The following is a 14,769-nucleotide window of genomic DNA, read 5'->3' as shown; positions in this document are numbered from 1 at the left end:
ATGACCAAAGGTTTATGCTAAAATATAATTAAACTCATTCTGGAGGTTTAAAATTTGAATAAATTAGTATTGATAGATGGCAATAGTTTAAGTTTTAGAGCTTTTTACGCATTGCCACTTTTATCTAATAAAGCAGGTATTCATACAAATGCGATTCTTGGGTTTGCCAAATTACTCGAAAAAATTATCAGAGAAGAACAACCTACACATTTCTTAGTAGCCTTTGACGCAGGTAAGACTACTTTTAGACATTCTAAATATAGTGAATACAAAGGTGGACGTCAAAAAACACCACCCGAATTAAGCGAACAATTCCCCTATATTCGACAATTGTTAGATGCTTATCATATTAAACATTATGAATTAGAAAACTACGAAGCAGATGACATTATTGGTACATTAAGTAAAGAAGCAGATCAAAATGATTTTGAAACTATTATTGTAACTGGAGATAGAGACTTAACACAGTTAGCAACTCAAAATGTGACTATTTATTATACTAAAAAAGGGGTCACAGACGTTGATCACTATACTCCAGAATTTATAGCAGAAAAATATAATGGTTTAAAACCAATACAAATTATTGATATGAAAGGTTTAATGGGAGATAGTTCAGACAATATACCCGGTGTAGCTGGAGTAGGAGAAAAAACAGCAATTAAACTTTTAAATCAATTTGATTCTGTAGAAGGTGTCTATGAGAATATTGATAAAGTATCTGGTAAAAAATTAAAAGAAAAGCTCGAACTTAGTCATGAAGATGCATTAATGAGTAAAGAGCTTGCTACAATTAATCGCTATAGTCCAATAGAAGTCACTTTAAATGATACGAAATTAAGTGATATCAAGGATAATCATGAAAAAATTGAACTTTTTAAGAAATTAGAATTTAAACAATTATTAGCAGATATAGATAATAAAGCATCTGAGTTTGAGCAAGAACAAAAACAAGTTTCTTTTGATATTTTACCTACTTTTGAATATGTTGATTTTAATCATCTTGATGAAGCAGTGATTCATTTCGAAATAGATGGTTCTAATTATTTAAAAGATGATATTTTAAAGTTTGGATTTTATGATAAAGAACGTTATATCGTAGTTGATGCAGATAATATTAAAGATTATCCAGAACTTATTAAATGGTTAGAAAATGAAAATTCTAAAAAGGTAGTTTATGATGCAAAGAAAACATTTGTTATAGCACACAGATTAAATATCAACATTCAAAATATCGTTTTTGATGCGATGTTAGCAAGCTACATTATTGATCCATCACGAACGATTGATGATGTCTATTCGGTTGTAACAAATTATCATCAAACGTATGTTAAAGAAGATGTCTCTATTTATGGGAAAGGTAAAAAGCGACAAGTTCCTGATACTGAAATTTTAAATACGCATATTGCATCTATTACTAAATCTATTGATGCTGTTAAACCGTTAATGGAAAAAGAACTAGAATCACATCAACAAATGAATTTACTAAAAGATTTAGAACTTCCGCTAGCACGTATTTTAAGTAAAATGGAAGAAATTGGTATTTATACAGATGTAAATGATTTACAACGCATGCAACAAGAATTACAAGAGAAGTTAGAATTGTTAGTTCAACGTATTCATGACGTAGCAGGTGAAGAATTTAACATTAATTCACCTAAACAACTCGGTGTGGTTTTATTTGAAACATTAAAACTACCTGTCATTAAAAAAACAAAAACTGGTTATTCTACAGCAGTCGATGTTTTAGAACAGTTACAGAATGAACATCCTATCATTAATGATATTTTGGAATATCGTCAATTAGCTAAATTACAATCTACTTATGTGGAAGGTTTACAAAAAGTCATTAGTAATGATAAGCGTATACACACTCGTTTTAATCAAACATTAGCACAAACTGGACGATTATCTTCAGTTGATCCTAATTTACAAAATATACCGATTCGACTTGAAGAAGGGCGTAAAATACGTAAAGCATTTAAACCTTCATCTGAAGACAGTGTTATTTTATCTGCAGATTATTCTCAAATTGAATTACGTGTCTTAGCGCATATTACACAAGATGACAGTTTAAAAGAAGCATTCATTCATGGACAGGACATTCATACTGCTACAGCACGAAAAGTATTTGGTGTTGAAGCGGAGGAAGTCACTGATTTAATGCGTAGACAAGCCAAAGCTGTAAATTTTGGAATCGTTTATGGTATTAGTGATTATGGCTTAAGTCAAAGCTTAAATATAACACGTAAAGAGGCAAAAATATTTATTGATGATTATTTAGCAAGTTTCCCTGGAGTTAAGCAATATATGAGTGACATTGTAAAGGATGCTAAAGCAAATGGCTATGTTGAAACATTATTGCATCGTAGACGTTATATTCCTGACATCACTAGTCGTAATTTTAATTTAAGAGGTTTTGCGGAACGTACAGCAATGAACACTCCAATTCAAGGAAGTGCAGCCGATATTATTAAACTTGCTATGGTTGAATTTGATAAGCAAGTTCAACATACGTCTTACAAAGCTAAATTACTTTTACAAGTACATGATGAATTAATATTTGAAGTGCCTAAGTCTGAAGTTGAAGAATTTAGTTTATTTGTTGAAGATATAATGGAGCATGCATTAGACTTAGATGTTCCATTAAAAGTAGACTCTAATTATGGTCCTACTTGGTATGATGCGAAATAGAAAGAGGAATGAATAATGCCAGAATTACCAGAAGTTGAACATGTTAAAAGGGGAATAGAACCTTTTATTGTAAATGCTACAATTAAAAGTATTTCATTTTCTAAAAAAGTAATTGAAGGTAAAAGTCAGAATAAAGAAACGATTATCAAAGGAATGAATTTAGATGGTTTTCGTTTGAATTGCGAAGGCTATAAGATAATTAAAGTCGAACGAAGAAGTAAATATATTGTTTTTCATATTGAAAAACATAATCGTAAACGTGTGTTACTTAGTCATTTAGGTATGGCTGGTGGATTTTTCATTGTCAATCACCTATCTGAGATAGCAATTCCCAACTATCGTAAACATTGGCACGTGATTTTCCATTTAAATAATGGAAAAAAATTAGTGTTTTCAGATATACGTCGATTTGGTGAGATTAGAAACCTAAATTCATTTGAAGATTATCCTTCATTTTTAGAAATAGCGCCTGAGCCTTTTGACGAAGAAGCGTTACAACATTTTAATCACTATTTATCTCAAAAAAAAGTAGCCAATAAACCTATTAAACAGATGTTACTGGATCATAAAATCATAGCAGGATGTGGAAATATCTACGCTTGTGAAGCATTGTTTAGAGCAGGTATTCATCCTGCGAGAAAAGTAAAAGATACGTCTCATCAAGAAAGACAAATGCTCTTTTATTATGTACAAGAAGTGTTAAAAGAGGGTATTGATAATGGTGGAACAAGTATTTCAGATTATCGTCATGCTGACGGAAAAACTGGAAAAATGCAATTACATTTAAATGTATACAAACAAAAGATATGTAAAGTATGTGGCCATGATATTGAACAAAAAGTTATAGCATCTAGAAACAGTCATTTTTGCCCATATTGTCAGAAATAAATAAAGTGAGCGGTGATACAAATGCCTAAAGTAATTGGATTAACAGGTGGAATAGCTACCGGAAAGTCAACAGTTTCTAAATTATTATCAGAATATGGATTTAAAATTGTCGATGCAGATATAGCTTCAAGAAAAGCAGTAGAGAAAGGATCAACTGCTTTGGAACAAATAAAAGAAACGTTTGGTGACGAAGCAATCACAAGTGACGGAGAAATGAATCGACAATACATTGGAGAATTAATATTTAATCATCCAGAAAAACGATTAGAACTTAATGAAATTATTCATCCTATTGTAAGAACGATTATGGAACAAGAAAAGCAACAGTATTTACAACAAGGGTATGATGTGATTATGGATATTCCGCTTCTGTTTGAGAATGATTTACAAGATACTGTGGATGAAGTTTGGCTGGTCTACACATCTGAAAGTGTACAAATTGAACGTTTAATGAAACGTAACAATTTAGACTTGGATCAAGCAAAAGCGAGAGTTCATAGTCAAATATCAATTGATAAAAAAAGCAGAATGGCTGATCATGTTATAGATAATTTAGGAAGTAAATCTGAATTAGAAACCCTTCTTAAACAACTATTGATTGAAAAAGGATACATTCATGAATAATATGAAAAAAAGAGTTTAGGACTTTATTTTTAGTCTTAAACTCTTTTTATTTATATAATAAATATATTAGTTATATAAACTTAAAATGTAAAAAATATTACATTATTTTTGGTAAACGCTTTCAATCGGAATCTATTATGTTATACTAATTTTATAAAGTATAACATATAAAACAAGGAGTGCTTTAAATGTCAACAAATATTGCAATTAATGGAATGGGTAGAATAGGAAGAATGGTTTTAAGAATTGCATTACATAATGAAAATTTTAATGTGGTTGCGATTAATGCAAGCTATCCACCTGAAACAATTGCACATCTAATTAACTATGATACAACGCATGGACGTTATGATAAAAAAGTAGAACCAATTGAGGATGGTATACGTGTTGATAACCATAACATTAAGTTAGTGTCAGATAGAAATCCTGAGAATTTACCATGGAAAGATTTAAATATAGATATCGTAATTGAAGCAACTGGAAAATTTAATCATGGTGATAAAGCAGTTGGACATATTCATGCTGGAGCTAAAAAAGTATTACTAACTGGCCCATCTAAAGGTGGAGAAGTCCAAATGATTGTTAAAGGGGTAAATGATGACAAATTAGATGTTGAAAAGTATGACATTTTCAGTAATGCTTCATGTACGACAAATTGTATAGGACCAGTTGCTAAAGTTTTAAATGATCAATTTGGTATTGTAAATGGATTAATGACTACTGTTCATGCAATTACTAATGATCAAAAAAATATTGATAATCCCCATAAAGATTTACGTAGAGCACGTTCATGTAATGAAAGTATTATTCCAACTTCTACTGGAGCAGCAAAAGCATTGAAAGAAGTTTTACCAGAACTAGAAGGTAAACTTCATGGGTTAGCTTTACGTGTGCCTACAAAAAATGTTTCTTTAGTTGATTTAGTTGTAGATTTAGAAAAACCGGTAACTGTTGACGAAATTAATAATGCATTTCGTCATTCAGATTTAGATGGTGTTTTAGAAGTGGAAAATGCACCTTTAGTATCTGTCGATTTCAATACAAATCCACATTCAGCTATTATCGATGCTGAGAATACAATTGTAATGGATGATCATAAGGTGAAAGTGATTGCTTGGTATGATAATGAATGGGGTTATTCTAATAGAGTAGTAGAAGTAGCTGAAATGATTGGTGAACAACTAGTAGAAAAGTCTACCGTGACTGCAGTTTAAGCTTTTAATAAATAAAAGATTGTTAATTTTAGAGTTGATATTCTAATATAATGTCATTGATTTTATAGATTAAAACATTATAAAAATATTAAATAATTTTTTTAATGAGTCATATGTAGGAAAGTGAAAAAAGAATTTATATTGAATTCTATTTCACTTTCCTTTTTATATTTTATTATAGGTTTAGACAGCTAAGTTGTATCAATTTATTATCAACACATATGAGTTCTTTTGTCATAAATCGTTTTTATAGTATAATGAAGCATAATCTATTCAAGAGGGTGACAGATATGAAATGCCCAAAATGTAGTGCCACACATTCACGTGTGGTAGATTCAAGACATGCTGATGAAGCTAACGCAATACGTAGAAGACGTGAATGTGAGAATTGTGGGACAAGATTTACAACATTTGAACATATTGAAGTGAGTCCACTTATTGTGGTCAAAAAAGATGGCACACGTGAACAATTTTTAAGAGAAAAAATATTAAATGGTCTTGTAAGATCTTGTGAAAAAAGACCAGTTAGATATCAACAATTGGAAGACATTACTAATAAAGTAGAATGGCAATTACGCGATAAAGGTCATACAGAAATTTCATCTAGAGATATAGGTGAATATGTAATGAATTTGCTCATGCATGTAGATCAAGTCTCTTATGTACGATTTGCGTCAGTATATAAAGAGTTTAAAGATGTGGATCAATTACTAGCATCGATGCAAGGTATTTTGGATGATAACAAACGGAGTGATTCATAAATGAGTTTTAAATCTTATGAGTATGGTTTAAGTCCACACGATGGATTTAAAGTATATCGACATTTTTTCTTTAATCATCAACAATTAGAGATATTAAATCGATTGTACATACCGTTAATTGGCTTTAAAGCTATTGGTGTATATCATTTCATGAACCAATTTATCGATGAAGTTGAAGATACTATTCTCACACATTACACTATCATGAATGAGCTTAAAATAAATTTATTAGAATTCCGTGAATATATGGATTTACTTGAAGGCATTGGGTTAATTAAAACATTTGTAAAACATGATAGTAATCAGTCTATGTTTATATATGAATTGATTCAACCTCCAACGGCATACCAATTTTTTAATGATCCAATGTTATCTATATACCTATACAATGAAGTTGATAATCGAAGATATAAAGATTTAAAAGCGTATTTTGAAAAAGATGAACCAGATTTAAAAGAATTTCAGCAAGTAACGCGCAAATTTACTGATGTATTCAAAGTTCCACAAAAAAATATATCTATTGATGCTTCAACAATTCAAAAGGAAAATCATTCAGCTACTATAGATTTAGATAATGAATCATTTGACTTTGATATGTTGAGAGATATGTTACAACATCATTTTATAAGTGGAGAAATTATTACTAAAGAGGCAAAACAATTAATTTTACAATTGGCTACTTTATATGGGTTAACGCCTACTTCTATGAAACGAATCATTCTTAACTCTATCACACAAAATCAAACGTTATCATTTGAAGAGATGAGAAAACAAGCAAGGTCTCATTACTTAATTGAGCATCAACAACAGCTTCCTAAGTTACAAACTAAAGCTAATCCTTCTAATCATTCAGAACAATCACAGCGTCCAAATGAGACTACTGATGATATAAAGGAAAGTGATAGTTGGTTTAAGTTATTAGAAAACACAAGTCCTATTGATATGTTAGCGTCTTGGTCAGAATCAGAACCAACTTTACAACAAAAAAGAATGGTAGAAGAGTTAATAGAGCGTGAAAAATTGTCATTTGGTGTAATTAATATTTTATTACAATTTGTAATGCTTAAGAATGAGATGAAACTTCCTAAATCCTATATATTTGAAATCGCTTCAAATTGGAAAAAGTTAGGTATTAAAACTGCACAACAAGCATATGATTATGCGCTGAAAACAAATCAACAAATCAATGATAGTATAACTAAAAAAACAAAACGTCAATATAAACAACGTGACGTTGCATCAATAGAAAAAACACCAAAATGGTTAAAAAATAAAAATCAACAAGATGAAAAACCAAACAATAATGATGCGCAATTTGAAAAAGATAGAGAAGCGTTTCGTACTCAATTAGAACAAGATTGGGAGGATTAGATGAAACCATTTAGTAAACTTATAAAAAATCAAGATAATTTAAACAAAAGAATTGCTAAAATAAAACATCAAGTCATTAATGATTCTGATGTTAAACAATTTTTAAATCAACACCAGTCAGAACTTACTAATGAAATGATTGATAAAGATTTAAATGTACTTCAAGAATATAAAGATCAACAAAAACACTACGATGGTCACGATTATGCACACTGTCCAAACTTTGTTAAAGGTCATATTCCAGAATTATATATAGAAAATGAGCGTATTAAAGTTCGTTATCGATTATGTCCTTGCAAAATTAAATACGATGAAGAACGTTTAAGTTCACAACTCATTACTGCTCATCACATGCAACGAGATACGTTAAATGCAAAAGTTAAAGATATCTATACCAACGATAGAAGTCGACTTGAAATAGCTATGGAAGTTAACGATATTTGTAAAAAGTTAGTTAACGGTGAACGCGTTAAGGGTCTTTATATACATGGCCCTTTTGGAACAGGCAAATCTTTTATTTTAGGAGCTATCGCAAACCAGCTTAAGTCAAAACATGTGCCATCTACAATAGTATATTTACCTGAATACATTCGTATACTCAAAGGTGGTTTTAAAGATGGAAGTTATAATGAAAAGTTAGAGCGTATACGAGAAGCAAATATATTAATGTTAGATGATATCGGAGCTGAGGATGTCACAACGTGGGTAAGGGATGAGGTGATAGGTCCCTTATTACATTATCGTATGGTTCATGAATTACCAACATTCTTTAGTTCAAATCTAAATTTGGAAGAATTAGAACATCATTTATCTATATCAAACAAAGGGGCAGAAATAACGAAAGCTGCTCGAATTATCGAACGTATCAAAAGTTTAGCAAATGAATTTTATTTAGATGGAAAAAATTTACGAAATAATTGAAATTTACAATGTGTGATGTATAATAAAGATAAATCTAAATCGTTGAAATAAATGAAGATATGATAATTTAATCTCTATCATACAGCAAGCCAACAATTGATGAGAATTTGGTTGATATATTAAATTATTACTCCTTCATATTTAGATGCTGGTAATCAGTATCCGGCTCAAGACCGTTATCTTATGAAGAGATATCTAGAATACATCTAGATAACTAGGGTGGTACCGCGACGAACTCGTCCCTTTTATAGGGAGGAGTTTTTTTATTTTCTTCAGCGATCATAGAATAAAATTTATGGAGGGTTTCGATATGGAACAAATTAATATTAAGTTTCCAGATGGCAATTCAAAATCATTTGACAAAGGAACTACTACAGAAGATATTGCACAATCAATTAGTCCTGGACTTCGAAAAAAAGCAGTAGCAGGAAAATTTAATAATCAACTCGTTGATTTAACTCGTCCACTTGAAGAAGATGGGGCAATTGAAATTGTTACACCTGGTAGTGATGAAGCTCTAGAGGTATTACGTCATTCAACTGCTCATTTAATGGCTCAAGCATTAAAACGAATTTATGGAGATGTTAAATTCGGTGTTGGTCCAGTGATTGAAGGCGGTTTTTACTACGACTTTGACATGGATGAAAAAGTATCATCAGATGACTTTGAAAAAATCGAAAAAACAATGAAACAAATTGTTAACGAAAATTATAAAATTGAACGTAAAGTGGTTTCTCGTGAAGAAGCAAAAGATTTCTTTAAAGATGATCCATATAAATTAGAATTAATAGATGCAATTCCTGAAGATGAGAATGTAACATTATATACTCAAGGTGAATTTACAGATTTATGCCGTGGTGTTCATGTGCCATCAACTTCAAAAATTAAAGAATTTAAACTGCTTTCTACTGCAGGTGCATATTGGCGTGGGGATAGCGACAATAAAATGTTACAACGTATATATGGTACTGCTTTCTTTGATAAAAAAGATTTAAAAGCACATTTAGACATGTTAGAGGAACGTCGTGAACGTGATCATCGTCGTATTGGTAAAGATTTAGAATTATTTACAAATAATCAACTTGTTGGTGCTGGTCTTCCACTATGGTTACCAAATGGTGCAACAATTCGCCGTGAAATTGAACGTTATATTGTAGATAAGGAAGTAAGCATGGGATATGATCATGTATATACTCCAGTTCTAGCTAACGTTGAACTTTATAAAACTTCAGGTCATTGGGATCACTATAGAGATGATATGTTCCCACCAATGAAATTAGATGAAACTGAAGAAATGGTATTACGTCCAATGAACTGTCCACATCATATGATGGTTTATAATAATAAACCACATTCTTATCGTGAATTACCAATTCGTATTGCTGAATTAGGTACTATGCATAGATATGAAGCAAGTGGTGCAGTATCAGGCTTACAACGTGTAAGAGGTATGACTTTAAATGATTCTCATATCTTTGTACGTCCTGACCAAATTAAAGATGAATTCAAACGCGTTGTTCATATGATACAAGATGTTTATGAAGACTTTGGTTTTGAAGATTACACATTCAGATTAAGTTACAGAGATCCTGAAGATAAAGAAAAATATATGGACGATGATGACATGTGGAATAAAGCTGAGTCTATGCTTAAAGAAGCAGTAGATGAAATGGGCTTACCATATGTTGAAGCTATTGGAGAAGCAGCATTCTATGGTCCTAAATTAGATGTTCAAGTTAAAACTGCAATGGGTAAAGAAGAAACCCTTTCAACTGCACAACTTGATTTCTTACTACCTGAACGATTTGATCTTTCTTATATTGGTAGTGATGGTGAAAATCACCGACCTGTTGTTATTCATCGTGGCGTAGTTTCAACTATGGAACGTTTTGTAGCTTTCTTAACTGAAGAAACTAAAGGTGCTTTCCCAACATGGTTAGCTCCAAAACAAGTTGAGATTATTCCAGTAAATGTAGATTTACATTACGACTATGCGAGAAATTTACAAGATGAATTAAAATCTCAAGGTGTTCGTGTAGAAATTGATGATCGTAACGAAAAAATGGGCTATAAAATTCGAGAGGCACAAATGCAAAAAATTCCTTATCAAATTGTAGTAGGAGATAAAGAAGTTGAAAACAACGAAGTAAATGTTCGTAAGTATGGCTCACAAGATCAAGAAACAATAGAAAGAGATGAATTTATCTGGAACTTAGTAGATGAAATTCGTCTAAAAAAACGTAGATAGTCTTGATAAAATAATATCCTTAATGTATATTACAAAGTAGTTAAATAAAAATGAGTTAGAGGTTGCATCTTTAAAAAGTAATACTTCAGAAGTTGATATGGAACGTATGTTGAAAGTATGAAAGGTAAAGATGCCGAAACAAATGATAACCATACTTATGATTTGTTGGGACAGTTATCGAATAGAAACTGTACTGTCACAGTTTGTGATGTGCTACCGATATAGATTAAGTAATGGGTGCATATCTTAACGGTATGTACCTATTTTTTAATTTGTAATTTGATTTACATATCATTTATAAAAATTAAATATGTTAATTATCTTCACATAACAAATAAATACTTAGCTAACCTCTACATTAAGAAAGGGAGCTTATATGAGTAAAGTTGAAAATCAAGATAGCGGTATGAAGAGAGGGTTAAAAGATCGTCATATCTCTATGATTGCAATGGGAGGCTGTATCGGTACAGGCCTATTTATGACATCAGGTGGTGCTATTCACGATGCTGGTGCATTAGGTGCGCTTATTGCATATGCAATTATTGGAGCTATGGTATTCTTTTTAATGACTTCTTTAGGAGAAATGGCTACGTATTTACCTGTTTCAGGTTCATTTAGTACCTATGCAACACGATTTGTAGATCCATCATTAGGATTCGCATTAGGTTGGAACTATTGGTTTAACTGGGTAATTACTGTAGCGGCAGATGTAACTATTGCAGCGCAAGTCATACAGTATTGGACACCTATGGCAGGGATACCAGCATGGGTATGGAGTTGTATCTTTATAGTTATTATTTTCGCATTAAACTCTTTATCTGTAAGAGTATATGGTGAAAGTGAATATTGGTTTGCACTTATAAAAGTGATTACAGTAATTATTTTTATAATTATTGGTATTTTAACTATATTAGGAATTATGGGTGGACATTTTGTAGGATTTGAGACATTTACTAAAGGTGATGGGCCAATCCTAGGTGGAAATCTTGGCGGTAGTTTACTTTCAATCCTAGGTGTATTCTTAGTTGCTGGTTTCTCATTCCAAGGTACTGAATTAATAGGTATTACTGCTGGAGAATCTGAGAATCCAGAACGTGCTGTCCCAAAAGCAATTAAACAAGTTTTTTGGAGAATATTATTATTTTACATCTTAGCCATCTTTGTTATTGGTATGTTAATTCCTTATAATAGTAATGCTTTAATGGGTGGAGATAACGATGTTGCAACATCTCCATTTACCCTTGTCTTTAAAAATGCAGGCTTAGCATTCGCTGCTTCATTTATGAATGCAGTTATTTTAACTTCAGTATTATCAGCTGGTAATTCAGGGATGTATGCATCAACACGTATGTTATATTCAATGAGTAAAGATAAATTAGCATTCGCTTCGTTTGGTAAAACGAATAAACACGGCGTGCCATATTTATCATTGATTGCTACTGGTGTACTTGTAGTCGTTATTTTCTTAGTACAAAAATTAAGCGGAAATGCTTATGAATACATTGTAGCTGCCAGTGGTATGACAGGCTTTATTGCTTGGGTAGGTATTGCAGTAAGTCATTATCGCTTTAGACGAGCATTTAATGTTCAACATCATCGTAAATCAGAATTGAAATATAAAGCGAAATGGTTCCCATTCGGTCCAATATTTGCAGGTATATTGTGTGTGATTGTGATTGTTGGACAAGATGTGGATTTCATTAAAACAGGGCACTTTGATCTTAATCGATTTATTATTACGTATATGGGTATTCCAGTATTTTTAGTATTCTTTATTTATCATAAATTAAGATATAAAACTAAAAAAATACCTCTTGAAGAAGTTGATTTAAGCCAAGATGTCTCAATGAATGAAGTAAAACATCACTAATTTCAAAAAACAATTGACATGCTTAATAAAACTTGATATGATTAGTATCGTTGATTACGAAACGAACCAAGTAGAAACACCCGTTTCTCACCTGTAGCGACGCAAAAAGCTGTTGGCAGGTTAATCATGTCACACAATTATTGTGTATGAGTGAAGAGCGGGCAAATATTGTCCGCTCTTTTTGCTTGGGAAAATTTCGTAAAATTTTGGGAGGTGTCAACCATAGCAAAAAATCAAACGCAAGTTAACGAAAAAATTCGCGCAAAAGAATTACGTTTAATTGGCCAAAATGGTGACCAAATTGGTGTTAAATCTAAAAGAGAAGCTCTTGAGATGGCTGAAAGAGTTGAATTAGATTTAGTAGTTGTTGCACCAAATGCTAAACCACCTGTTGCAAGAATTATGGATTATGGTAAATATAAATTCGAACAACAGAAAAAAGAAAAAGAAATGAAGAAAAAACAAAAAGTTATCAATGTTAAAGAAATTCGTTTAAGTCCAACTATTGAGGAACACGATTTCCAAACTAAGTTGAAAAATGGACGTAAATTCTTAACTAAAGGTGACAAATGTAAAGTTTCTATTCGTTTCAGAGGTCGTGCAATTACACACAAAGAAATTGGTCAACGTGTTTTAGAAAAATTTGCAGACGAATGTAAAGATATTGCCACTGTTGAACAAAAACCTAAAATGGAAGGGCGCCAAATGTTTATTATGTTAGCGCCTGTAAACGAAAAATAATTTACTTTTATTAGGAGGAAATGAATCATGCCAAAAATGAAAACTCACCGTGGAGCAGCTAAACGTGTTAAAAGAACTGGTTCAGGTCAATTAAAACGTTCTAGAGCTTTCACATCTCACTTATTTGCAAATAAAAATACTAAACAAAAACGTAAATTACGTAAAGCTAAACTAGTATCTAAAAGCGATATGAAACGCGTAAAACAATTGTTAGCTTACAAAAAATAATTAATATTACTTTCGAACGATGATAAAGCGATATATTTAAGGAGGAATTTAACATGCCACGAGTTAAAGGTGGAACAGTAACAAGAGCACGTCGTAAAAAAACGATTAAATTGGCTAAAGGTTACTTCGGTTCAAAACATACATTATATAAAGTAGCAAAACAACAAGTGATGAAATCAGGTCAATACGCATTCCGTGACCGTCGTCAACGTAAACGTGATTTCCGTAAATTATGGATTACACGTATTAATGCAGCTGCACGTCAACATGATATCAGCTATTCTCGTTTAATGAACGGCTTGAAAAAGGCTGACATTAACATTAACCGTAAAATGCTTTCTGAAATTGCTATTTCAGACGATAAAGCTTTCGGTGAATTAGTATCAAAAGCTAAAGATGCTTTAAAATAATTCATATTTAAAAGCCAATAAGGTAACTATAAAACCTTATTGGCTTTTTTTATTTACTTTTATTCATCAAATATTCTTTAATAGAATTATGATAAGTAAACGAACCAGTTAAATATCATTGTGATTTAAATCATTGGTTTGTTAAACTATTAAAAAAAGAATATTAATTTCAAGGAGTTAACTATGTCTAAATTTGATGAACAAATCATCGTCGTATCAAGAGAATTATTATTTGATAATGAAAAAAATGCATTTAATGGATTCTTATCGAAAAACGATGGTCAAGGTGAAGAAATATTTAATACGTTTAAAAATTATGAAGTAAAAAGACGTGGAGATATGGAAGAAGATCCATCTTATAAACAACTTATTTCATATTGTCTTTTAGAAAATGAAAATGATGAAATCTTAGTATATCAACGTTTAAGTGGTGGCGGAGAAGAACGCTTACACGGACAGTCTTCAGTGGGTGTTGGTGGACATATGAATAATGTTGTTGGCGCCGATTCAATTAATGAAGTTTTAAGAGTGAATGCACAAAGAGAACTTAATGAAGAAGTAGGATTATCTGAAGATAGATCTCAAAATATGGAATATATTGGTTTTATTAATGATGATACTAATGCAGTAGGTAAAGTTCATATAGGTGTTGTTTTCAAAATTAAGGTGAAATCTAGTGATGTAGAAGTTAGAGAAACCGACACTTTAAAAATTAATTGGGTATCACAAGAGGAAATAAATGATTTAAATCATTTTGAATCATGGAGTGCGTTAATTTTAAAAGATTTAAAATAAAGGGGGC

At 31.3% G+C, this 14,769-nt stretch carries 13 protein-coding genes, 1 riboswitch and 1 other annotated feature; all 13 genes read left to right on the top strand.

The window, feature by feature from the left end:
• Positions 1–54 precede the first annotated feature (54 nt).
• The 13 genes from polA to NR218_RS00890 all read left to right on the top strand — a co-directional run bounded on the left by polA (position 55) and on the right by NR218_RS00890 (position 14,762).
• Positions 55–2,691, top strand: coding sequence for a DNA polymerase I (polA, locus tag NR218_RS00950; protein ID WP_019835442.1), 2,637 nt, complete (start codon positions 55–57; stop codon positions 2,689–2,691).
• Positions 2,692–2,706: 15 nt separating this feature from the next.
• The gene (gene mutM / locus NR218_RS00945; protein ID WP_070508286.1) at positions 2,707–3,579 is read left to right on the top strand and encodes a bifunctional DNA-formamidopyrimidine glycosylase/DNA-(apurinic or apyrimidinic site) lyase; all 873 of its coding nucleotides are present in this window, start codon (positions 2,707–2,709) and stop codon (positions 3,577–3,579) included.
• Positions 3,580–3,600: 21 nt separating this feature from the next.
• Positions 3,601–4,203 carry a dephospho-CoA kinase gene (gene coaE, locus NR218_RS00940; RefSeq protein ID WP_070436588.1) on the top strand — a complete coding sequence of 201 codons (603 nt, stop codon included), beginning with the start codon at positions 3,601–3,603 and terminating at the stop codon, positions 4,201–4,203.
• A 188-nt stretch (positions 4,204–4,391) separates the two neighbouring features.
• On the top strand, positions 4,392–5,417 hold the full coding sequence (gene gap, locus NR218_RS00935) for a type I glyceraldehyde-3-phosphate dehydrogenase (RefSeq protein WP_002448943.1): 1,026 nt from the start codon (positions 4,392–4,394) through the stop codon (positions 5,415–5,417).
• A 290-nt stretch (positions 5,418–5,707) separates the two neighbouring features.
• A complete protein-coding gene (gene nrdR, locus NR218_RS00930) occupies positions 5,708–6,178 on the top strand; it encodes a transcriptional regulator NrdR (protein WP_002448939.1) in 471 nt (156 codons plus the stop codon).
• On the top strand, positions 6,179–7,549 hold the full coding sequence (locus NR218_RS00925) for a replication initiation and membrane attachment family protein (protein WP_265883198.1): 1,371 nt from the start codon (positions 6,179–6,181) through the stop codon (positions 7,547–7,549). It begins immediately after the preceding gene.
• Positions 7,550–8,470, top strand: a complete 921-nt coding sequence (gene dnaI / locus NR218_RS00920) for a primosomal protein DnaI (protein WP_019835439.1) — start codon at positions 7,550–7,552, stop codon at positions 8,468–8,470. It abuts the gene before it with no gap.
• A gap of 310 nt (positions 8,471–8,780) precedes the next feature.
• A complete protein-coding gene (thrS, locus tag NR218_RS00915; protein WP_019835438.1) occupies positions 8,781–10,718 on the top strand; it encodes a threonine--tRNA ligase in 1,938 nt (645 codons plus the stop codon).
• A 48-nt stretch (positions 10,719–10,766) separates the two neighbouring features.
• A riboswitch (Lysine riboswitch) is annotated at positions 10,767–10,942 on the top strand.
• Positions 10,943–11,094: 152 nt separating this feature from the next.
• Positions 11,095–12,588, top strand: a complete 1,494-nt coding sequence (locus NR218_RS00910; protein ID WP_002448996.1) for an amino acid permease — start codon at positions 11,095–11,097, stop codon at positions 12,586–12,588.
• A 62-nt stretch (positions 12,589–12,650) separates the two neighbouring features.
• Positions 12,651–12,778 (top strand) — a sequence feature (ribosomal protein L20 leader region).
• A gap of 23 nt (positions 12,779–12,801) precedes the next feature.
• The gene (gene infC, locus NR218_RS00905) at positions 12,802–13,329 is read left to right on the top strand and encodes a translation initiation factor IF-3 (protein WP_002448994.1); all 528 of its coding nucleotides are present in this window, start codon (positions 12,802–12,804) and stop codon (positions 13,327–13,329) included.
• Positions 13,330–13,356: 27 nt separating this feature from the next.
• The gene (gene rpmI / locus NR218_RS00900; RefSeq protein WP_002448990.1) at positions 13,357–13,557 is read left to right on the top strand and encodes a 50S ribosomal protein L35; all 201 of its coding nucleotides are present in this window, start codon (positions 13,357–13,359) and stop codon (positions 13,555–13,557) included.
• Positions 13,558–13,610: 53 nt separating this feature from the next.
• Positions 13,611–13,967, top strand: a complete 357-nt coding sequence (gene rplT / locus NR218_RS00895; RefSeq protein WP_002448983.1) for a 50S ribosomal protein L20 — start codon at positions 13,611–13,613, stop codon at positions 13,965–13,967.
• Positions 13,968–14,150: 183 nt separating this feature from the next.
• Entirely contained in the window at positions 14,151–14,762 is a 612-nt protein-coding gene (locus NR218_RS00890; RefSeq protein ID WP_019835437.1) for an NUDIX domain-containing protein, read from the top strand.
• Positions 14,763–14,769: the final 7 nt, after the last annotated feature.

The sequence above is a fragment of the Staphylococcus sp. SUC_1.2 genome, assembly GCF_026222585.1.
The sequence above is the reverse complement of the archived record's forward strand: the minus strand, read 5'-3'. Positions and strand labels throughout refer to the sequence as shown.